Origin of the sequence: Bacillus sp. N3378-2at (assembly GCF_033412715.1) — a bacterium.
In the GTDB taxonomy this organism is placed as follows: Bacteria; Bacillota; Bacilli; order Bacillales; family Bacillaceae; genus Bacillus; species Bacillus subtilis.
On record NZ_CP117986.1, the window covers coordinates 2,284,255 to 2,304,969 of the forward strand.

General features: G+C 46.1%; 20 protein-coding genes. 3 read left to right on the forward strand and 17 right to left on the reverse strand.

The window, feature by feature from the left end:
- Window positions 1-211: 211 nt before the first annotated feature.
- The 4 genes from PUN35_RS12445 to lrpC form a co-directional block, all read right to left on the reverse strand.
- The gene (locus tag PUN35_RS12445; RefSeq protein ID WP_014478872.1) at window positions 212-1,936 is read right to left on the reverse strand and encodes a pyruvate oxidase; all 1,725 of its coding nucleotides are present in this window, start codon (window positions 1,934-1,936) and stop codon (window positions 212-214) included.
- A 66-nt stretch (window positions 1,937-2,002) separates the two neighbouring features.
- Window positions 2,003-2,452, reverse strand: a complete 450-nt coding sequence (gene mutT / locus PUN35_RS12450; RefSeq protein ID WP_014478871.1) for an NUDIX hydrolase — start codon at window positions 2,450-2,452, stop codon at window positions 2,003-2,005.
- A 112-nt stretch (window positions 2,453-2,564) separates the two neighbouring features.
- On the reverse strand, window positions 2,565-4,748 hold the full coding sequence (locus PUN35_RS12455) for a DNA topoisomerase III (protein WP_014478870.1): 2,184 nt from the start codon (window positions 4,746-4,748) through the stop codon (window positions 2,565-2,567).
- 64 nt (window positions 4,749-4,812) lie between these two features.
- A complete protein-coding gene (gene lrpC / locus PUN35_RS12460; protein WP_003246585.1) occupies window positions 4,813-5,247 on the reverse strand; it encodes a transcriptional regulator LrpC in 435 nt (144 codons plus the stop codon).
- Window positions 5,248-5,431: 184 nt separating this feature from the next.
- Between lrpC and PUN35_RS12465 the strand changes: the two genes are divergently transcribed.
- The gene (locus tag PUN35_RS12465; protein WP_014478869.1) at window positions 5,432-5,722 is read left to right on the forward strand and encodes a DUF3817 domain-containing protein; all 291 of its coding nucleotides are present in this window, start codon (window positions 5,432-5,434) and stop codon (window positions 5,720-5,722) included.
- 44 nt (window positions 5,723-5,766) lie between these two features.
- On the opposite strand, the gene amj is transcribed toward PUN35_RS12465, so the two are convergent.
- From amj to PUN35_RS12490, 5 genes are all read right to left on the reverse strand, one after another.
- Complete coding sequence (gene amj, locus PUN35_RS12470) at window positions 5,767-6,576, reverse strand: lipid II flippase Amj (RefSeq protein ID WP_014478868.1); 810 nt, start codon at window positions 6,574-6,576, stop codon at window positions 5,767-5,769.
- Between the two features lie 505 nt (window positions 6,577-7,081).
- On the reverse strand, window positions 7,082-7,504 hold the full coding sequence (locus PUN35_RS12475; RefSeq protein WP_014478867.1) for a pyridoxamine 5'-phosphate oxidase family protein: 423 nt from the start codon (window positions 7,502-7,504) through the stop codon (window positions 7,082-7,084).
- 77 nt (window positions 7,505-7,581) lie between these two features.
- Window positions 7,582-8,133: a GNAT family N-acetyltransferase gene (locus PUN35_RS12480; RefSeq protein ID WP_014478866.1), complete on the reverse strand. Its 552-nt coding sequence runs from the start codon at window positions 8,131-8,133 to the stop codon at window positions 7,582-7,584.
- A gap of 87 nt (window positions 8,134-8,220) precedes the next feature.
- Window positions 8,221-8,724: a D-lyxose ketol-isomerase gene (lyxE, locus tag PUN35_RS12485; RefSeq protein WP_003234400.1), complete on the reverse strand. Its 504-nt coding sequence runs from the start codon at window positions 8,722-8,724 to the stop codon at window positions 8,221-8,223.
- 15 nt (window positions 8,725-8,739) lie between these two features.
- The gene (locus PUN35_RS12490) at window positions 8,740-9,600 is read right to left on the reverse strand and encodes an SDR family oxidoreductase (RefSeq protein ID WP_014478865.1); all 861 of its coding nucleotides are present in this window, start codon (window positions 9,598-9,600) and stop codon (window positions 8,740-8,742) included.
- Window positions 9,601-9,754: 154 nt separating this feature from the next.
- Between PUN35_RS12490 and PUN35_RS12495 the strand changes: the two genes are divergently transcribed.
- Window positions 9,755-10,351 (forward strand): class I SAM-dependent methyltransferase, encoded by a 597-nt coding sequence (locus tag PUN35_RS12495; protein WP_014478864.1) that lies wholly within the window; start codon window positions 9,755-9,757, stop codon window positions 10,349-10,351.
- A gap of 19 nt (window positions 10,352-10,370) precedes the next feature.
- On the opposite strand, the gene PUN35_RS12500 is transcribed toward PUN35_RS12495, so the two are convergent.
- The 4 genes from PUN35_RS12500 to pbpC all read right to left on the reverse strand — a co-directional run bounded on the left by PUN35_RS12500 (window position 10,371) and on the right by pbpC (window position 17,373).
- Window positions 10,371-11,882 (reverse strand): class I adenylate-forming enzyme family protein, encoded by a 1,512-nt coding sequence (locus tag PUN35_RS12500; protein ID WP_014478863.1) that lies wholly within the window; start codon window positions 11,880-11,882, stop codon window positions 10,371-10,373.
- A 211-nt stretch (window positions 11,883-12,093) separates the two neighbouring features.
- Window positions 12,094-14,178, reverse strand: a complete 2,085-nt coding sequence (mtlR, locus tag PUN35_RS12505) for a mannitol operon transcriptional activator MtlR (protein WP_014478862.1) — start codon at window positions 14,176-14,178, stop codon at window positions 12,094-12,096.
- Between the two features lie 185 nt (window positions 14,179-14,363).
- Window positions 14,364-15,266, reverse strand: coding sequence for an aldo/keto reductase (locus PUN35_RS12510; RefSeq protein ID WP_014478861.1), 903 nt, complete (start codon window positions 15,264-15,266; stop codon window positions 14,364-14,366).
- Window positions 15,267-15,366: 100 nt separating this feature from the next.
- On the reverse strand, window positions 15,367-17,373 hold the full coding sequence (pbpC, locus tag PUN35_RS12515) for a penicillin-binding protein 3 (protein ID WP_014478860.1): 2,007 nt from the start codon (window positions 17,371-17,373) through the stop codon (window positions 15,367-15,369).
- Window positions 17,374-17,523: 150 nt separating this feature from the next.
- On the opposite strand from pbpC, the gene PUN35_RS12520 reads away from it, so the two are divergent.
- Window positions 17,524-17,811: an antibiotic biosynthesis monooxygenase family protein gene (locus PUN35_RS12520; protein WP_014478859.1), complete on the forward strand. Its 288-nt coding sequence runs from the start codon at window positions 17,524-17,526 to the stop codon at window positions 17,809-17,811.
- Between the two features lie 5 nt (window positions 17,812-17,816).
- Here PUN35_RS12520 and PUN35_RS12525 read toward each other — a convergent pair whose 3' ends face one another.
- From PUN35_RS12525 to pxpC, 4 genes are all read right to left on the reverse strand, one after another.
- Window positions 17,817-18,062, reverse strand: a complete 246-nt coding sequence (locus PUN35_RS12525) for a YczI family protein (protein ID WP_003240256.1) — start codon at window positions 18,060-18,062, stop codon at window positions 17,817-17,819.
- A 171-nt stretch (window positions 18,063-18,233) separates the two neighbouring features.
- A complete protein-coding gene (gene lipC / locus PUN35_RS12530; RefSeq protein ID WP_014478858.1) occupies window positions 18,234-18,875 on the reverse strand; it encodes a spore germination lipase LipC in 642 nt (213 codons plus the stop codon).
- Window positions 18,876-18,938: 63 nt separating this feature from the next.
- Window positions 18,939-19,691, reverse strand: coding sequence for an IclR family transcriptional regulator (locus tag PUN35_RS12535; RefSeq protein WP_014478857.1), 753 nt, complete (start codon window positions 19,689-19,691; stop codon window positions 18,939-18,941).
- Window positions 19,692-19,706: 15 nt separating this feature from the next.
- Window positions 19,707-20,714 carry a 5-oxoprolinase subunit PxpC gene (gene pxpC / locus PUN35_RS12540; protein WP_031600167.1) on the reverse strand — a complete coding sequence of 336 codons (1,008 nt, stop codon included), beginning with the start codon at window positions 20,712-20,714 and terminating at the stop codon, window positions 19,707-19,709.
- Window position 20,715 lies beyond the last annotated feature (1 nt).

Below are 20,715 nucleotides of genomic sequence, written 5' to 3' on the forward strand. Positions count from 1 at the left end.
TTTTATCGACCGAAACACTTAGCCTTATAGTTCCTCCTTTTTAAAAAAATGGAAATACAAGGACATAATAACATATCATTTTTTTATATGTAAACACTTTCTTACAATACATCTATGATCCTATGAGTCGACATCTAAATCTAAAAATAGGTTTTTCAATTTAATTAAAAGGGTTATTGGGAGTTATCCCAATAACCCTTAGTTATATTCACTAAAATAACCGTTTCAAACTTTTCTTCAGTGACGGCATTTCAATTTTTTGGTTTTCGAAGAAGTTTTTCAGCATGTATTTGCTAAAACCTTTCGCCTGCCCGTATGTGATTTTGCCAGGAAGCGGCGGTTCGTTTCCAATCATGACATCCACAACGACCGGTTGGTCAGAGTGCAGCGCCTCATGGAATGCCGGCGCAAGCTCTTCCGCTTTAGTCACTTTGATGCCCTTTGCTCCGCAGCTTTCTGCAAATGCGGCATAGTCGACATTTTGAAGTTTTGTGACATAGTCGATATTGCCTTTGACCTGCTGCTCGTACTCAATCATACCAAGATTTTCGTTGTTTAAAATGACGACTGTGATCGGGAGCTTATATTTGACAGCGGTCGGAAGATCCTGCATGACCATGGAAAATCCCCCGTCACCACAGACAGCGATCGCCTGGCGTTCCGGTTCGGACAAGCTTGCGGCGATCGCTCCCGGCAGGCCGCAGCCCATTGTCGCAAGCCAGCTGGAGACGATGAAATCCTGGTTCGCGTTCATTTTGAAATGACGCGCCATCCAGACTGTCACAGTGCCGACATCGACAGAGAGCACCGCATCATCGGCTGCCGCTTCCTGAAGACGGGCCACGACCTGCTGAGGTTTAAGCGGTGTTGTTGCCTCTGTCTCATCTTTTTCAATTTCGTTCCACCAATGCTGCATATGTTCTGTGCAGGCATTCAGGAATCTTCTGTCTTCCTTGCGTTCAATATACTCTGTCAATTCGCGCAGACCGAGAGCCGAATCGCAGACAAGGCCCGCTGTCACCGGATACCGTTTTCCGATTTTTGCCGGGTCTGAATCGAGCTGGATTGCCGGCGTGTCATCAGGCAAATAATCACGGTACGGGAATGATGTTCCGAGCATGATTAATAAATCACATTCCTCCATTGCCTCGTAAGCCGGCTTTGTTCCGATCTGCCCGAGGTTGCCGAGAAAATGCGGGTGCTTATCGGGAACGACACCTTTTGCCGGGAGTGTAACAACGATCGGAGCGGCGGCTTTGTCCGCAAATTCTAAGAGCTCCCGTTTCGCCTTTTTCATTCCCTGCCCTGCCAGGATAATCGGTTTCTTAGCGTTATTAATATATTGGGCGCAGGTGACGAGCTGTTCTTTTTTCGGTTCAAGGTTCCCTTCAATATACACCGGTGAAGTATACACGGGCTCCCGTTTGATTTTCTCCGCAAACAAATCATCTGACACGCTCAATACCGCAACGCCTTTTTTGCTGTAGGCGGTCCTGATCGCCTGATTTAAGAGATCCGGAAGTGATTCCGCGCTATGTACCTCTCTGTTGAACACGGCCACGTCCTCAAACATTTGCTCCAGCTTAATCTCCTGGAAATAGTCCCGTCCGACTTCGCCAGAAGAAACCTGTCCTGCAATCGCCAGCACAGGGGCGCCGTCGGCTTTAGCATCATATAAACCATTTAATAAGTGCACCGCTCCCGGCCCTGCGATTGACAGACAGACTCCGATCTTGCCGGTGAGTTTTGCTTCAGCCGCGGCTGCCAGTGCCGCTACCTCTTCGTGGCGGGTTTGAATGAACTTCAGTTGATTTCTTTCGTGTCTTAATTCTTCGATAAACTCATTTATACTGTCTCCGGGGATGCCGTATACATGATCAACTCCCCATTGCTCAAGCAGCTCTGTCATTGCTTGTCCTGCAGTTTTGTGTGCCATAACGTATCCTCCTTTTTCCTTTTTTCAATACCACAGGAGAAAGGCTTTAAAACCCGGAGACCTGAATCACTTGCCCAGTCTTCTTTTCAACAGGTCGATCGCCGCGAGCAACCCTCTATCCTTGACGGTGACATTTACATCTTGAGCGCCATTCTTGAAATCATTGATCTGCCTTTTTCGGTTCGGCACCATAAAAAGCGGCAAACGCTCCAGGGAAACCCACTTTAATCCCGCTGTCTCTATGCCGTCAGCCACTGCTTGTCCGCCTGTTATGCTTCCGAAAAACAGATGCTGTTCATCTTGAAACTTTGGCCTTTGGTAAACACCTATTTTCGCAGAAAGCGCTGCATTGTATCCCGTTTCTTCCAATACCTCCCGCACTGCCGCTTCCTCAGCCGATTCCCCGGGATCAACCCTGCCGCCCGGCAAATCCCATAGAGGGACATCTTTTCGTTTCACCAGCAGAATTTGCTGACTTTCGTTCAGTGCGATCACAAAAGCACCTTGTGTATACACCGCCATACCTCCTTTTCCCGCAAAAAAGGACCAAGGTGATTCCCTTGGTCCTAGAGCTTTACTTTTTAAAATGATACGGGAGTGTGGCAACCATTAGGCACAGGTTTTTTTATTATTTATCCAAACCGAGTTTTTTCAGCTGTTCTGCCAGCGCGTTGTTAATCGGCTCATCTTTATTTTGTTTTTTCATATAAGAGGATACGTCCCGTTTGGTAGCACGCGCTTTGTCTTTGTTTTTTCGTTTTTCAAATACAGAGAGCTTTTCACGGTGACCGCACACACACGCAAAGGTTTGGCCCTCGCCTTGGCCGCGAAGCTCCATTCGTTTATGGCAGTTCGGGCAGCGTGCGTTTGTTTTTCGGGCAATCGTTTTTCTGCTTCCGCATTCACGATCTTGGCACACGAGCATCGTACCGCGTTTGCCGTTTACTTTCAGCATCATTTTGCCGCATTCCGGACATGCCGTTCCCGTAATGTTGTCATGTCGGAAGGTTTGGCTGCTGTTTTTGATTTCTTTTACCGTTTGGTGAGCGTAAGCCTTCATATCTTTAATAAAAACAGCCGATTTCAATTTGCCGGCAGCGATTGCAGACAGCTTTTGCTCCCATTCTGCTGTTAAGGCCGGTGATTTCAGATCCTCCGGAACAAGCTGCAGGAGCTGTTTTCCTTTAGATGTGATAAAAATATCTTGGCCTTTTTTCTCGATTAAAAAGCTGTTGAACAGTTTTTCAATAATGTCGGCACGCGTTGCCACCGTGCCGAGGCCGCCTGTTTCTCCAAGCGTTTTGACGAGGCCTTTTTCTTCTCCCTGCATAAACGCGCTTGGGTTTTCCATCGCTGATAGCAAGGTCCCTTCATTAAAGCGGGCAGGCGGCTTCGTTTGGCCGCTTGTTTCCGTTAACGTGCGGACGGCAAGTGTGTCGCCTTTTTGAAGCGCAGGAAGTGTCTGGTCTCTGTCATCCTCCTGCTCATCATCCTCATCCGCCATATCATAAACGGCTTTCCACCCTTGCGATTGCACGGTTTTGCCTTTCGCCCTAAAGGTTTCTCCGCCGATTTCTGCGATGACCTTTGTTTCCTCATATTCGAATGCAGGCATTAATACAGCAAGGAAACGTTTCGCAATCAGGTCATACAGCTTTCGTTCTTTATCACTCAGACTGCTGAGAACGAGCGGCTCTTCGGTCGGGATAATCGCGTGGTGGTCTGACACCTTCGCGTCATTGACATATCCTTTATGAGATTTAATGCCGCGTTTTTTAATTTGGCTGACATATTGGGCATACGGTTTTACTTCCATGCCTTCCAGACGGTCTTTTAACGTTGGGATGATGTCACTGGATAAAAATCTAGAGTCCGTCCGCGGATATGTGACGAGCTTATGCTGCTCATATAGCTTCTGCAGGACAGAAAGCGTTTCTTTAGCAGAAAAACCGAAGCGCTTGTGGGCGTCACGCTGCAGCTCCGTTAAATCATAAAGCGCAGGCGCAAAGCTTTTTTTCGCTGTTTTTTTCAGCTCAGCTACGACCGCTTGCTTTCCTTGGAGATTTTTTAGCAGACGGCTTGTTACATCTTGATTGAACGTTCTCGTCTGCTTTGATTTCTTATCCTGCCACGTCAGCGTCATGCCGTCGACTACAGCACGGATGCCGTAATACGGAACGGGCGTAAACGCTTGAATGTCTGCCTCGCGCTTTGCAATCATGGCAAGCGTCGGAGTCTGCACACGCCCGCATGAGAGCTGGGCATTGAATTTTGTGGTAAGTGCACGGGTGGCATTGATCCCCACAATCCAATCCGCTTCCGCTCTGGCGACGGCAGAATGGTAAAGGTTTTCATATTCTTTGCCGCTGCGCAGCTTTTGAAAACCTTCCTTGATCGCTTTATCCGTCACAGATGAAATCCACAGCCGCTTGATTGGTTTTCGGACATTCGCTTTCTCAATGATCCAGCGCGCAACAAGCTCACCTTCCCGGCCTGCGTCAGTCGCGATGACAATCTGATTGACGTCTTTACGGGTAAGCTGGGATTTGACTGCATTGAACTGCTTTCCGGTTTTTTTTATCACCACAAGCTTCAAGGGTTCTGGGATAATCGGCAGATCCTCTAGGCGCCATGATTGAAATTCTTTTCCGTAGCCTTCCGGATCAGCAAGCGTCACCAAATGGCCTAAAGCCCAGGTCACAATATATTGATCGCCTTCGAGATAACCGTTTCCTTTTTTATGGCACTTCAGCACCCGGGCTAAATCCCTGCCGACTGAAGGTTTTTCAGCTAATACAACTGTTTTTGACATGCTTGATCACTTCTCTTTCTTTCACGCTCATCCTGTTATTATAACAGACTTCACGCGGCACTCTCTAACCGCGCCCGTTTTTCGTGTCAATTTCTGAGAAAATGACGTGAGTGACGGTTTGCGCGTAGGGCGATGTTTTGTTAATGAAATCTTCTACCGCTTCGAGGCTTTCGGCATTGATTTTCAGCATATAGCAGGCTGCACCCGCAATCCGGTAGCAAAATTCAATATTCGGCAATGTTTGAATATAGCTTTTGAACCGCTCGTAATCCGCGTTTTTAACGGTTGCTTCCACAATGCAGGAAACGGGAAGCCCCAGTTTTTTCTGGTCGACCTCCAGCGTGTATTGCTTAATGATGCCAAACGATTCAAGCTGTCTTACCCGTTCTGTCACAGATGGAGGCGACAGCTTAATTTTTCTGCCTAATTCCCTCATCGACAAACGGCTGTCCTTCTTCAGCTCCTCAATGATATTCAGATCAATCTGGTCAAGTTTCATTTCAACATCCTTCTTTTTTGATTTTGTACACATTATCTCGGGTATTTTTGTAAATGACAAGTACAGTTCCCTAGAAAAGGCATGTAAAAATGAATGTTTTCCGAACATTTTTTGAAAGCTGTCATATGCCCCCCCAGATTGTTTATAGTATAAAATGAAAACGTGTCCACAAGGAGGGCGATTTATGCTGCAAACGCCGATCGGAAGACTTCGCACGATGGGTTTTATTGAAGGAATGTCACTCTTAATCCTGTTGTTCATCGCTATGCCGCTTAAATATTGGGCAGGCCTTCCGCTTGCGGTGACAATTGTCGGTTCGGTTCACGGCGGGTTGTTCATTTTGTATTTACTTGTCTTGGCTTATGCAACCTTCTCTGTCAAATGGCCGCTGAAATGGTCAGCTGCCGGCTTCGTCGCCGCTTTCGTCCCATTCGGAAATTTTTTGTACGACCGCGGATTAAGGAAATATAAATAAGGGAACGCAAAAAAGGCTGGATTTTTATGATCCAGCCTTTTTTATTAAAACCACTTTGTCAGCCACGCGATATAGTAGGCCCCCGGAATAAACATGAGCTGGGCGAGGAGTGTGCCCGCCACCCTTGATGTGACCATTGTGACAGAGGTCCATTTTAAATAGATATAGCTTCGTTTTCCTTTTGCCACATCATCAGCTAGAACGGATACCTTAGGATCAACAAAAATGGCCAGTAGCATCGTCGCAATTCCGTTGATTAAACCCGAAGCCATGACGGCTGTCGTACTGCGCTCCGGAGCCAGAAGGCCTGCGTATAAAGCCGAAAGCACGCCAATCGTATAAATCGATGTGATCAGCATGTTGATGACAAACAAACGCTTCGGAATCAAGCGCATATGAAATCCTTTTACATATGAAATAGACGGCAGACGCAAATAGGAAAGGGCATTTTTGAATCCTTGTTTCGAGAACCCCTTTCGGAAAACTTGAAAAACGGAGCCGCCGCCGCCCGCCAAGTGAATAATCGCCCGTGAAAAAAGAGCGACAAAAGACGGGAGCAGGATAATGCCCAAAATGGTGCCGACTGTCGATCCGAAAATTAAAAAGCGGAACTGGTCCCCTACAATCGCCAGTGCGTTTTTTCCAGCATCATCAATTAAATGCCCGGTAAAGGGCTGCTGCACCATGTTCGACATTCTGGACACGATGACCATGACATTAAACAGGGAAAGCGCGGACGCAATAAATCCAACGCGGGCCCCGGAAAGCCTTGTAGCATAGGCTAAGGTTTCTATCGAGTGAATCAGCAATAAAAAACAAAAAATAAAAAGTACTTGTGTTGTAATGACATGCACGTTATTCTTCCTCCAATTTCATCCTAGAGATAAGACTGGAAAGAAGACAAGGAGGTTTCAGTACGATGTGTTTTTTGCAATAAAAAAACCGTCCGGCGTACGCCGGGCGGTTTGTCTTATTCTTTTCTATACGCAAATAAAGATTATATCATCCGCCAAGTCAGGCGGGTTAGATTCATAAAGCATTGTTCCGAAGAATCATTCTGGAAAGTAAACACCATGGAAATTTCTTGAACACAAGACAACGAAAGCCCTACCTCTCAATCGTCACTGCGGCTCCGAAGCCGCGCCGGTGTGAATTGTAAAACAAAAAAGTCTTTTTTCCATCTCATCGTTAGGGGCGATTTGTTATGAAGGAAAAGAATAAGGGCAGCTGGTTATGCTGCTTGGGAAGCGGTAAGCTTCTCTCTCAAAACAGAAAAAAGAAGTTTACTTTCTTTTTTATTTGCTTATTTTTCTTACTAGCTATTCATAATAACATATCGCCCCTGAAAACACAAATTTTTTATAGTTCGAGTGAGACCGGTGTTTTCTCCCCGGCATTCATTAATCTGATATCCTCCGGTTCAATTTCAAGAATCACCAGATTCGGATCATCCTTGCCGTCAAACCAGCGCTCTAATTTGGAACTCCATATTTTGTCCTTGAGTTCTGCCGAATTGTTGATTTTGGCTTTTCCGGCAACTTCGACATATGCGTCGCCAAAGCCTTCACAATCATAGCCTAATAAAATGTGGACATTGGGGTTGTTCTCAATTTCTTCCGCTTTATGAGTTTCCTTGCTTGTCGGTGTGTAAATCGTCAGCCCGTCATGGAAAAAAGTCATGTAGCGGGAATTCGGTTTGCCCTTTTGAACTGTTGCGAGCGAACCTACTTTATGGTGATCTAGAACATCAAGCACTTTTTGTTTAATGTCTTGCTGATTCATCTCGAATCACTCCTTTTTAACGTCTCCGCTGTTACTTTTCCACATCCGGGGAAGATTTAAACAAGAAAGTGTGCTCTTTATTTTTCGCCTTCCCATTCACGCTTTAACAGACTGTAGTAGACGAGGTCGTGATGCCTGCCGTTTACGTATAAGCCATCCCGTGCCCTTCCTTCCTCTAGAAACCCGATCCGCTCCGGAACCGCTCTGCTTTTTTCGTTTCCGACAGCCGCACAGATCGCCACACGATTCAGCTCAAGCTCTTCAAAAGCATACGTAATGAGTTTTCGGCAGGCAGCTGTAATAATGCCTTTCCCTTCAAAGTCTTTAGCAATCCAATATCCGATTTCAGCCTTTCGATTCACTTGATCAAGGTTATGCAGGCTGATCATGCCGCATAGGCTGCCGTCATAAAGGAGCCCCGCCTCAATGCCGTTCAGGTCTGCATACTGATGCCGCCATTCTGGAATGATGGTTTCTCTGTACGTGTCAGCGCTGCTTGGATTTTCCGCCCAAAACAGCCACTGGCTGAGCCGCTGCTGATTTTGGATAATGAGTTCGGCCAGCCGCTCCGCATCATTCGGCTCCAATAATCGGATGGTGATGTGCTCATTTACCTTGCAAGTGAACATCGCTTCGCCCTCTTTCCTTTTTCACCCATTATATCGATGATTCTGTTTTTTTCAATACAAAAAAGGATGGGCTGCTAAGCCTCATCCTTATATTCTTGGATCGGTAAAGATATCATGTTTATCCGTGCTCGTCGATGACATTTCCGTCACGACGGCACCTTCTTCCCCGGCCTGGAACCAATGCTTTGTATTCGGGGGGATTGTATATTGCCCGCCCGGTTCTAGCTCAATTTCGTGCCAGACCGTATAGTGTTCTCTGTCTTCCTGAGGAGGGAGAACTTTTGGAAGCGGCGTTTTTTCTCCTTCTACGTAAAGATACACTTTTCCGTAGCGGCAGCGGAAGGTCTCCTGCTTGCCTTCCTGGCCGTCGACCGGCGGATGGCGGTGTTCCGGGCAAGTCTGTCCCGGAAACAGCACCAATTCCTTTGAACAATAACGGTCTGTATTGACGTAGACGAAGAGCTGGAGCCCGACTTTTCTTTCTTTTCCTAAGCCGTAATCCATCAGCTGGATTTGGTCTACTTCCTCGTCCGTTAATACAATCCCTGCTTTTTGATAGTAGCTGTTCACTTCTTCTTTCGTGATGCCCATATGTCTCACTCCCTCTTATGTCGTCACAAAGTTTCCGCCGTTGACATGCAGGGTCTGACCTGTCATGTAAGAGGACTCATCTGATGCCAGAAGCACATAACAGCCGACGTGCTCAACAGGCTGTCCAGGACGGCCCATCGGCGTATCTTGCCCAAATTGAGCAACTGTTTCTTCAGGGAACGTAGCTGGGATTAGTGGCGTCCAAATTGGACCCGGCGCGACTGCATTTACACGGATGCCGTCTTTGACAAGCGCCTGCGCCATTGTTCTTGTAAAGGCATTGATCGCCCCTTTTGTCGCTGTATAATCAATCAGTGTCGGGTTCCCTACGTACGGGTTGATGGATGTCGTATTGATGATGGCGCTGCCCGGTTTCAGGTAATCAATTGCTTTTTTAGTCAAATAAAATTGAGAATAAAAATTTGTTTTGAATGTGCGGTGAAGCTGTTCGCTCGTAATATCTTTGATGCTTTCCTTCGGATGCTGTTCACCTGCATTGTTGACAAGGATGTCAAGGCCGCCTAGTTCCTTGACCGTTTTTCCAACCGCTTCATTGCAGAATTCCTCTTCACCTACGTCACCAGCAATCAGCAGGCATTTTACGCCTTCTTGTTCAACACGTTTCTTCGTCTCCTCAGCGTCTTCATGCTCATCCTTATACACAATGGCGATGTCCGCGCCTTCCTTTGCGTAAGCGACGGAAACCGCGCGTCCGATCCCGCTGTCGCCGCCTGTAATAAGAGCTACTTTTCCTTTTAATTTGTCTGCTCCTTTATAATCCTCGTACTCATACACCGGACTTGGATTCATTTCGCTTTCAATTCCCGGCTGGCGACTTTGAGTTTGTGCCGGCAGTTCTTTTGGATAATTTGCCATGATGATTCTCCTCCTTTGTTTTCATGTCTATTTGTTGTGTACCTCACACACTCTTTGGATAAACATGGCTTGGCACCTTCGCATTGCTTTATCAGAAAAATGTTTCACATGGAACGCTTGGAGGAAATAACTCAAAAAGGAGGTTGGTTGCTGAATGATTAACATGCTTTCTAGAAGATTCAGCAGGCCAAAGGGCGTCATCGGCATGATTGCCGGGTACATCATGGCTGCTGAAAATCAAACACTGAATCAGTGGACAATCAATCAGCTGGGTATCACGCGCGGGGACAGCATTTTAGAAGTCGGGTTTGGCCCGGGATACTGCATGCAGCAGATGCTGAAACGCGAGAAGGATGTTCATCTTCATGGGATTGATGTGTCAGAGGCCATGCTGAAGCTGGCCGCCCGCAGAGTGAAACCAAAGGGCGTACGCCTGATACAAGGAAGCATCGAGACATTTCCTCTCCCCGCCTCGTTTTATGATAAAGTGATTTCCGTTAACAACTACACCATTTGGAATGACCAAACAAAAGGCATGAAACAGATTTATCGGGCATTAAAGCCAGGCGGCAAAGCAGCCATTACGATGCAGCCGCGGGAAGCGGATGCCAGTCCTGAAAAAACCAAATCATTTGGAAGACAGATGATTGCTGACTTTAAAGCAGCCGGCTTCGAAGACATTGATATACAATTTAAGAACATTAAGCCTGAGCTTTCCGTCTGTGCAAGTGCAAAGAAGCCCGCCACATAAAGTGGACGGGCTTCTTCTTTTATGAATGTACAGCCTGATTGCGCAGGACGTCTTTTTTCACCTTGCCAAGGTTGTTTTTCGGCAGTTCGTTAACAAATTCAACTTCAGGTATTTTGTAAGCGGACAGGCGTTCTTTACAAAATGCGATGACATCCTCTTCCGTGATGCGCTGGCCGCCATTTTTCACGATAAAAGCTTTCGGTTTTTCACCGTAAAGCGGGTCTGGAATACCGACCACAGCCGTTTCAAGGATTCCCGGGATCTGCTGGATAACTTCTTCAACCTGATCAGGATAGACGTTATCGCCTCCGTAAATAATGACATCCTTGTAGCGTCCCGTGATGAAAATAAAGCCATCTTCATCTACATATCCTGAATCTCCGGTTCTAAACCATCCATTTTGCAGCACTTTCGCTGTTGCTTCAGGATTGTCTTCATAGCCTTTAAATAAGAATGGAGTATGAACAACGATTTCGCCGATTTCTCCTTGAGGAAGTTCTTCTCCGGTCAGAGGATCTTCCACTTTGACTTTAACACCTGCCACAGGTTTTCCTGCAGATGCCGCTTTATCCATTCCCATATCAGGCGTCCATGTGCTGATGCCCCAAGCCTCAGTGCTTCCATAGCCATGCGCGAGCGGAATGCCAATATCAAGATAGCGGCGGATTAGGCTGCTCGGCACTTTTGTTCCGCCTGTCATTAAAATAACAAGTGAAGATAAGTCAGTTTGGTGCGTTTCCCACGCCTCAAGCAAATACGTGTAAAACACAGGAAGAGCCATCACGGTCTGAATTTTCTCTTCTTCAATGACCTTCAGCATGTGAACAGGATCTTGATCCTTTGTAAACACAAAGGTTGTTTCTGCAAACGTTCCAAGCATGATGCAAATGAGCGCACTCGTATGATAAATCGGATGGCACGCGAGAAAACGAAGGCCCTTCATACGTGCTATTGAGCTGTTGGATTTTTTAACGTATCTGTATATGCCGCCATGTGTAATCATGCATCTTTTCGGGTTTCCCGTTGTTCCAGATGTAAACATCAGAAGTGCTGTATCATCAGGTGAAACCATTTCCGTCTCTGGCAAATGATCAGGACCTGCAAACAGCGCTTCAAATTCAGCAGATGTTTCGTAAGCTGTTCCTGTTTCCATTGTTACACACAGTGAGGACAATTCAGGTAGAACTTCATCCAGTATCTCTTTAAACTCCGCTCCGTAAAACATCGCTTTCGGTTCACTTGCTTTTAAAATGCCTGTCATTTCATATGGTTTCAGCTGCCAGCTGACAGGTACGACAACAGCACCTATTTCAAGCGCGGCGAACATAACAGTTGATGCGGGATGGCCGTTTTTGCAAAGCAATGCAACACGGTCGCCCTTTTGAATTCCTTTTTGAAGCATGGCATTCGCCAGCTGATTAATCCGTTTACGGTAACCTTTATATGTCAGTGTATGGTCTCCGCTTTTTACAGCCTCTATTTCTTCGCTATTCGGCATGTCATGCAGAATCAGATGCTGTAATGTTTCCATATCGTCATCTCCTATATTCTCTTGAATCTTCAATAATTTGTTAGATTTTCTTCCTTGCCTCACCCATTTTAACCCAAAAAAGATAACTTGTAAAACTATTTCATTTTGGAATTATTCCAATACTGAATGATAAAATAGTCCCACATTTTCTTATTTTGTTCCCCATCCACAGAAAAACACACGCCAAATTTTTGACGTGTGCCATGCAGGTTTACAGTATGTTTTTTTCTTTCATCCATGTGAAAAATATGCGGTTTAACCGCTGATACAATTCTTGTTCTCCTTCTTCCTGAAACCCCGCCATGCTTTCTCCGCTCTCGATAATTGCCGAGCTGATCGCGCTTAAAATCTCCGAGCCTTCAGCAGATAATGAGCCAGGCGCCATCATGACGAGGATGCGTGTCATCCTGAGGGTAATTCCGTCCATGCCATCCACTTCATAGGAGGTGCTGAGATCAAACATTTTGAAAAAAGGCAGGACGATTTCATCATTTTTGAGATGATAAAGCGCCATGTTTGTTCCGGGGATTCCCAATCCCCCTTGTTTCTCCCGCTCAGCCAGGCAAACCTCGGCTTTTTCCGGATCACGGATCAGGCCATCCTTCTTCAGCTGTTGAAAAAGCTCTAGCAGAAGCATGCTATGGTCCGGGTTTGTTTTGAGTTGAGCTAGCGTAAAATGGCGCAGAACATTTTGAATAACCTCCATATACCGCCCTATGCTTTCCGCCGCCTCTAGCATGTCAGGTACATCAGCTTGCTGCGCCTCTTCCTTCGTGCTTCTTTTTTTGTTAAGAATAAGGGGAATCTTCCGCTTGATATACTGCTTGACCTGGTTTGCGTCTTCCTCATTTAATAGCGGGCTGACCATGATGTAATCAATGTTTTCATAAGGAATCGGTACAGTGGACACAATCATATCATAGGCTTGAACATCCTTCCCCTTTAGCTCGATCAGGGATGACATATCAAACGATTCAATTTCCGGCATTTCTTTTTTCAGTCTGGAGGCAAGCATTTTCGAGGAGCCGATCCCGCTTGAGCAGACGACAAGCGCTTTCACTTTTGCTTCTTCTTTTTTGATTTCAAGAGCCGAGCCAAAGTGAAGAACGATAAAAGCGATTTCATCATCAGTAAAGGACATGCCCGGAAAATACTTTTCGACGCCTTCTTCGATCGCCATATAAAGCAGAAAATAATCGCGCTTGATTTGTTCCTTCATCGGATTGTATATCTCAATATTTTCTTTTATGCGGCTGACGGCCGGCTCCAAATGGGCAATCAAGCCTTCATATAAAGAGTAGTTTTTCGTCAGATCCATTCTGATTTTGTCTGAAATAAAAGCAATGAGCCGCTTTGTTTGCAGGGCTGTTTCCAGCTCAATTTCCTGCGCTTTGTATTCTGTTTTGTATTTTCGATTGGCGCTTCGAAGATGGATTGTAATATAGCCGACCTCCGCCTCTGGAATCGTCACGCCGAAGGCACGTTCAAGCTCGCCCGCGATTTCAAGAGCCGAGCTGGATTCCTTCGCATTCTTCAGTTCCTCAAGCTCATTTTGCTCCATGGTGATGGTTTCCCCAAGCTTAATTCGTTCGATCGCATACGTCAGATGGACGACGAGCGCTATATAGGAGCTGTCGGACAATGAAAAAGCGATTTTTTCTTTGAGCTGAAATAAGATGCGCTCCATTTTTAGCAGCTCACCTTTGCTGACAACCCCGAACATTTTCTCTGAAGAATCGGTTTTTCCTTTGATGTTTAATTCAACCGCTTCCAAAAACATTTGGATGTCGAGACGGTTCACAATCAAGTTGCCGACAATTTTCCGTTTCGCATTCTCCGGCCCTATGAGCTGGATGCCAAAACCTCTTTTGCGGATCAGTGTCAGTCCGAAGGGAGAAATCCACTTCTCGAGCTCATCTAAGTCATAGCTGACCGTGGCATTCGTCACCTGGAGATCATGAGCAAGCGTGTACAGTTTGACGGGCTCCTGAGACTCTAATAACGAACAAAGAATGAGCAGTTTCCGTTCGTCGGCGCTGTATTCATGCTGTTCATATGATAAATCAGTAAGCAGCTTTTGTTTATCCTCGGGACTTCCCACTGCTTTCAACCCTTTACCGGGCTGTTTATCTAACGTAAGCCCCACGGTTTCCATCAGCGGTTTAATTGATTTGAGTTCCCTGTGAATGGTTCTCGTGCTGACTTGCATCAGCTCAGCAAGCTCAGTTACGGTTATATATCTGTTTTGTAATAATAAGTGCTTTAACAGCTTTTGTTCTCTGGCAGTCATATACATAAAAAAGACCTCCTAGACAATCTTGATGTGCGGATGAAGTCGCAAGGAGATGCAGTAGAGGATATAGAGAGGTTTCCTTTTAATATAAAACGCTTTCAAGAAAGAATCAATCACTTATAAATGGTAATTTGGCACTATGCGGTGTGACAATATTGAAAAAGCATCAGCTGGTAAGCTGATGCTTTTTATGGAATATCGTAACCCTGTACGGCTGTAAAAATGCGGAACCATTGATCCTGGTCAAGCTTGTATGACAACGCATTTATCGCGGCGGAAATCCGCTCGCGCTTTCCGCTTCCGACAATCGGCATGATGTCGGCCGGATGCGTATACAGCCATGCGTACATCACCTCGTCCAATGAAGCGGCGCCAATCTCTGCTTGAACGGATTCAAGCGCCGTGCGGACACGCCGGTCTTTTTCCGTGTCACCAGTGAAAACTTTGCCGCCTGCCAGAGGCGACCAAGCCATCGGCGGTATCCGTTTTTCCTGACAGAGGTTCAAAGTGCCGTCGAGCATATTTTCTAATTCGTATGCGGAAAGCTCAATCTGGTTGGTTACGAGCTTCTCAGGCAAATATGATTCCAGCATCCGATACTGGTGATCTTTAAAATTTGAAACGCCAAAGTACCTGACCTTGCCAGAGCATTTCAAGGCCTGAAACGCCTCTGCTACCCCCTCCGGATCCATGAGCGGGTCCGGTCTGTGAATCAACAGCACATCGATATAATCCGTCCTAAGGTTCATAAGCGATTGCTCAACGGATGCCAAAATATGCGATTTGCTTGTGTTATAATGATGCGATCTGTGAGCGGGCCGTTCAGGCGATTCAAGAACGATACCGCATTTTGTGACCAGCTCTATGTTTTCTCTTAATCCAGGCGAAAGGGCAAGGGCGTTTCCAAACAGCTTTTCGCACGTATAGCCTCCATAAATATCCGCATGATCAAAGGTCGTGATGCCGTGATCGATACACCATTCAATGAGGCTCAGAAGTTCAGCATCTGAATAGTTCCATTCATTCAGCCGCCAAAGCCCGTGTATGACTCTTGAAAATTGAAGATCCTCCGCCAATTGAATACGCTGCATGCAAAATCCCTCTTTTCTTTGTATAAACCGGGTTTTGCCCCTTACTAGTTCATTCGGCCTCAGATCCTCTTTTTCCTTTCGCTCCTTTTAAAAAGACATTTTAATTCGATTGAAATTGCTTTTTCGCTTTCTCAACGACATAGTGGCTGCCGCCGCGGTCCTGCACATTTTGGATCATCATGGCGACAAGCAGGTCTTTGTTTTTGTAATCGTAGCCGACAAACCAGCCATTTTCCGTGCCGTCTTTATCATCTTTTGATGTTTTCAGCTCGGCTGTTCCTGTTTTCCCGGCCACTGTGATTCCTTTTACGACAGGCTGATACGCTGATCCGCGCTCATCTTCCACAACGCCTTTCAGACCTTTTGTAATGTCTGCCGCCCCTTCCTTCGTGACCACTTGCTTGTGCCAAACATCAGCTGTTTGTGAATCTTTTTTGATCAGCGTCGGTTTGACAAGGTCTCCATTGTCAACAAATGGCGTGTAAGCAGTTGCCAAGTGAAGCGGAGACATTTGCATTTGCCCTTGTCCGTAGCCTGTATCCGCAAGCAAAATGTCTGAATCAAGCTTGTCATTTGCAATAGACGATTTCTGGATCGGGAATTCGTACGGAACGTCCTCTGAAAAACCGAATGTCTTCAAGCCTTTTGTGAAGGTGTCCGCTCCCATATCAAGCGCATTCTGGGCAAAATAAATATTGTCTGACGTAATAAGGGCGTTTTCCAAATCGACTTGTTGAAGTCTCTCAGACACACGTGTCACTGAATAGCCGCCCCAGCTCGAATCTTTTTGCCACTCCTTGCCTTTGATTGTTTTCTTCTCATCGGCTTTAAGGGTGCCGTTTTTGATTCCAATAGCAGCCGCAATCGGTTTAATGGTAGAACCTGGCGCGTATGTCTTATTGAATTTCGCTGAAAACGGATTGTTTTTATCTTTGTTTAGCTTTTTCCATTCCTTATCGCTCCAGCCGAAAATAAATCCGTTTGGATCGTAGGAAGGCGCGCTGACAAGGGCGAGTGTTTCGCCTGTCTTCGGCTGCAGCGCGACTGCCGCCCCGCTGTCATCCTTCAGTTCATCATACAGCTTCGTTTGCGTTTTGATATCAATTGTGAGGTGAAGATCCTCGCCGTCCTTTGCTTTCTTTTCAGCGATGACTTCCCCGGTTTGCGGCACGTAGATTTTCCAGCCAGTTGTGCCTCTTAGCTTGTCTTCATACACATTTTCAAGTCCGGCGATACCGATGTTAGACGTATCGCTGTACGTTCCTTCTTTCTTTTTCTTCAGTTCTTCCGCTGTAATGGCGCGGACATAGCCTGTCAAATGGGCTGTCTTTTCGCCATACGGATAGTAGCGGGAGCTGACATTCGTTCTTGTTACGCCTTGTAATGACGTCGCTTCAGAAACTAATTTCTCCTGGTCAGGCTTGACCTTTTTGAGCGGCACAAACGAATCGTCTTTTACCCAGCCTTGATCCAGCTTTTTCTTGATGTCGTCTTCAGTCAAATCAAGTTTTTTGGCGAGTTCTTTTATGACTTTCTCTTTTTTATCGCCAAGCTCTCCGGGAACAATTCCAATTTCCGGAACATCTGTATTGACGGCTAAGCCTTTTCCATTTTTATCGTAAATTTGGCCTCGTTTCGGTTCAATGCTCATAATTTGCACGGTTTTGTCGTCAGCCAGCTGCTTGAAAATAAACGATGGGTCCCAATCTATATTCCATGACTCCTCGTCATCTGTTTTTTCTAATTTCAGCACAGCAGTATTCTTGAAGCTGACTTTGCCGGCATTTGTGTTCATGCTGACTTTATACGGGATATGTTTCATCGTCTTGTTGTCTTGATCGTCCTTATCTACTTCTCCCGCAGTGACTTTCAAATTTTTTACGCCGGCCTGCTCATAGATGGCTTTATACCTGTTGACGAAATCTTTTTTGGAGATTTCTTTTTTGACATCTTTAGTCAGGCTTTGATACATGTCATCGAATTGCTGATCGTTCCACTGTTTCACGAATGCTTCCATGCGATCCTCTGGTGAATCTGTTTTGGAGCATCCGATTAACCCAATCAATCCGACGCATAGAAATACTAGTAGAATACACTTTTTTAACATGACTTTCCCCTGCCTTCCACTTGTTATTTTCTCTTAATTGAATTGGTGCGTGCAAGATTTTTTTGAAAATGAAGGAAAAGTTCACCGATTTTGCAGAAATCTCCTATCGTTTGCTGTAGACTATTTGAAAAGACAGAAAGAAGGGATAGCATGGTCAGAGAGGCAGCAATGCTTCACATTAAAGAAGGCCTTGAACAAGAGTTTGAGGATGCATTCCGGCAAGCGGCGCCGATTATTTCCGGCATGAAGGGCTATATCACTCACTCGTTATCAAAATGCATGGAGGAAACTCATAAATATCTGCTTCTTGTGGAGTGGGAAACACTTGAGAACCATACGGAAGGCTTTCGCGGTTCTTCAGAGTATCAAGAGTGGAAAGCCTTGCTTCATCGATTCTATACCCCGTTCCCGACGGTCGAGCATTTTCAGGATGTGTAATAGATTTATATAATATGAAGTGTAAAACCGATAAGGGAGACAGACCATACAAAAACGGCGGTATAAATATTAAAAGCGCCTGAGCCGTCATTTTCTTTTTTGCGTTCTTCAAGCCCTTGCATAAACATGACCGCACCAAGAAAGACGAGCATGACCGATTGGATAACAGAGGTGTGTTCCGTATAGTTAAAAGCAATAAGCGCCAGTATAATAATGATAACCGCAAAAGACATTTTAAAAATCCGAAACAAAAGGACCATCCTTCCTTATATACGAAATATTGAACGTTATGGCTATATTTGCCTACGTCCTCCATTATTCTAGCGCACTTTGTTTGTCTGTAGAACAGAAGACAGAGAATTTTAAGTTTCTTTTAATATTTCGATCACACATAAAAACGCGCCTGTCATGAGGCGCGTTTTCTATGAAACTGATAATTCTTTATAGCCTAGCTTGTGAACGGCTTCAGCCATCGCTTGATAGCCTTTGCTGTTCGGATGGACACCGTCAAAGGACAGATATTCCTGTTCTTTGCCTTTGAAGATGCTATAGGCATCCGCGATTTTGACATGGGGTGCTGATGCAAGTGTTTCTAAATGTGAATTAAACGAAGTGATCCATTTGCCGGCGATATCAATTTCGGGAAACGGATTGTATAAGTTGAACACACGAATGGCGTACGGGGAAGGATTTTCTCCTTTAATCTCGGCGACTTTGGCAATCATCTTTTCAAAATTCTCATGGCAATGGGCGGATACACGGCTGAAAATCGTTTCATCCTTAGAGGTTTGGTAGGCTAAGACCGAATCGATGAGATCGTTTCCGCACCCTGTGATCGTTATCATATCAGCATCTCGAATACATTTTTGCACATAGGGATATGACAGGAGTCCCAAAATCTCTTCTGTATTCAGACCTGATCTGGCAAATATGTTTATTGCCGTTCTTGTTTTCAAGTCAGCTTCCATCATGTCCCCAAAACGCTGGACGAAGCCGGGTGAAAACAGCCCGGAGCCTCTCCCTGTCGTCAAGGAATCGCCCAGAGCTGTATATCGAAGCATCATGTTCTTTCCTCCACTCTTGAACGTCGATACGTTAATGTACGCAGCAGAGAAAAGATTGGCTACTTATGTATATCCTATTTTTCTTGAAATCTGTAAAGCGGCGTCCTTCACCTTTTCTGTTAAATAGGGCAGCCTGTCTTCTGTAAATCTCGCTTCAAAGCCTGCAATGCTAATGCCGGCTGCCACTTGGCGCTTATGATTAAAGATCGGGGCGCCGATCGCCGCCGTATAGTTTTCGAGCTCTGAATAGCTGACAGTATAGCCATTTTGCACAGAGGCATCAATCTCCTGAAGCAGTTTTTCGGGATCGGTAATCGTTCCGGAGCCAATCGAAATGAGCTCGGTTTGTTTGATGTATGCTTCGATTTCTTCACGGGGAAGAAAGGACAGAATGCTTCTGGCGCACGCTCCCGCGTATAGGGGGGAACGCCTGCCGATCGCCGTATACAGCCGCACAGTCTGTGTCCCTTCTATTTTCTCAACGTATATCGCTTCATTGCCGTCCCTCATGATCAACTGCACGGCCTCATCCACTTCCCGGCACAGCTCTTCCATCACCGGTTTCGCTATTTTTCTGATATCCAGCCTGTCAGCGACAAGCTGTCCGAATTCCAAAAACACCAATCCCAGCGAATAAGCGCCGGACGCATCCCGACTGAGGAACCCCATTTCCTCCAAGGAGCTGACCATCCGGTGAACAGAGGTCTTCGGCATTCCCGTCAGCGACACCAGTTCACTTAAGGTTAGGCTTGGTTTATGCAAAAACAAATTAAGCAGCGCCATAGATTTGACTACGGTTTTATTTTTATTCTGCATCATTCATCCCCTTTGCTATGTCAGCCATTCCATCTTCATTCTCGTTTTCAGTTCTTTTATATGCTGTTCCCGTTCTACCGCAAGCGCTTCTGCCTCCTGGAGGGACACAGGCTCAAACTGAACGTGCTCGCCCGGCATGATTTGGGAAACAATCGGAAGATCAGCGGATATGATGTGCGCGATCCTCGGATAGCCGCCAGTCGTCTGCCGGTCTGCAAGCAGGATAATCGGGTTGCCGTCAGGCGGCACCTGAACTGTTCCGAATGAAACCGCTTCCGACACCATCTCAAGCGGGGCCTTCAGTTCGAGCGGTTCTCCTTTGAGCCTGTAGCCCATACGGTCGGACTGCGGCGTGACACGAAATGCTTCTTCATAAAAACGCGTTTTTGATTCTTCTGTGAAAAAGGCAAATTGCTTTCCTTCCAGCACCCGAATAACGGGATTCTTCTTCAATGGCAGAAATCTGCCGCGGCTGACTGACCACTTCGGTGCTGCAAATCCCTGTTTTCCAAGCAGCGAACTTAAGCGGGAAAGGATGGTTTGCGAAAGAGCTGACATCTCTCCAATGTTCAGTTCATCTTCTTTTTGAAGCGCTCTGCCATGAAGTCCGCCGATGCTTCCTCTGACGTATGTGCTTTTACTATCCATGACGGCAGGCACCTCGATGCCGCCGGCTGCCGCCAAATAAGCACGGCTGCCGAGTTTGCAGGGGCCAAAGCTGACTGTGCTGTTTTCCTTAATGAGCACAGGCTTCCATAAAGGCGCTTCCTCGTCATTAATACGCAGCGTGAAGTCCGCCCCTGTCACAGCAATCAGTGTCTGTTTTGAAAAATGAAACGACGGACCGGGCCCCATCATCGTTATTTCGAGACCTGCTTCATTTTCACCGTTTCCTATCAACAAATTGGCAATGCGCAGTGATACCGTGTCCATAGCGCCGCTGGCCAGAACGCCGTATTTTTGGTAACCCGTTCTGCCTATATCCTGAACCGTTGTGAGCAGTCCGGGCTTTAATACTTTCATG

Bases quoted from the DNA above. Each gene is read 5' to 3' on its own strand.
- pxpC (WP_031600167.1), bottom strand. From the start codon at position 20,714: ATGAAAGTATTAAAGCCCGGACTGCTCACAACGGTTCAGGATATAGGC.
- pbpC (WP_014478860.1), bottom strand. From the start codon at position 17,373: ATGTTAAAAAAGTGTATTCTACTAGTATTTCTATGCGTCGGATTGATT.
- lyxE (WP_003234400.1), bottom strand. From the start codon at position 8,724: ATGGGCATCACGAAAGAAGAAGTGAACAGCTACTATCAAAAAGCAGGG.
- PUN35_RS12520 (WP_014478859.1), top strand. From the start codon at position 17,524: ATGGTCAGAGAGGCAGCAATGCTTCACATTAAAGAAGGCCTTGAACAA.
- lrpC (WP_003246585.1), bottom strand. From the start codon at position 5,247: ATGAAACTTGACCAGATTGATCTGAATATCATTGAGGAGCTGAAGAAG.
- lipC (WP_014478858.1), bottom strand. From the start codon at position 18,875: ATGATGCTTCGATATACAGCTCTGGGCGATTCCTTGACGACAGGGAGA.
- PUN35_RS12465 (WP_014478869.1), top strand. From the start codon at position 5,432: ATGCTGCAAACGCCGATCGGAAGACTTCGCACGATGGGTTTTATTGAA.
- PUN35_RS12480 (WP_014478866.1), bottom strand. From the start codon at position 8,133: ATGTTCACTTGCAAGGTAAATGAGCACATCACCATCCGATTATTGGAG.
- PUN35_RS12490 (WP_014478865.1), bottom strand. From the start codon at position 9,600: ATGGCAAATTATCCAAAAGAACTGCCGGCACAAACTCAAAGTCGCCAG.
- PUN35_RS12445 (WP_014478872.1), bottom strand. From the start codon at position 1,936: ATGGCACACAAAACTGCAGGACAAGCAATGACAGAGCTGCTTGAGCAA.
- PUN35_RS12500 (WP_014478863.1), bottom strand. From the start codon at position 11,882: ATGGAAACATTACAGCATCTGATTCTGCATGACATGCCGAATAGCGAA.
- PUN35_RS12535 (WP_014478857.1), bottom strand. From the start codon at position 19,691: ATGCAGAATAAAAATAAAACCGTAGTCAAATCTATGGCGCTGCTTAAT.
- PUN35_RS12475 (WP_014478867.1), bottom strand. From the start codon at position 7,504: ATGAATCAGCAAGACATTAAACAAAAAGTGCTTGATGTTCTAGATCAC.
- mtlR (WP_014478862.1), bottom strand. From the start codon at position 14,178: ATGTATATGACTGCCAGAGAACAAAAGCTGTTAAAGCACTTATTATTA.
- PUN35_RS12510 (WP_014478861.1), bottom strand. From the start codon at position 15,266: ATGCAGCGTATTCAATTGGCGGAGGATCTTCAATTTTCAAGAGTCATA.
- PUN35_RS12455 (WP_014478870.1), bottom strand. From the start codon at position 4,748: ATGTCAAAAACAGTTGTATTAGCTGAAAAACCTTCAGTCGGCAGGGAT.
- PUN35_RS12495 (WP_014478864.1), top strand. From the start codon at position 9,755: ATGATTAACATGCTTTCTAGAAGATTCAGCAGGCCAAAGGGCGTCATC.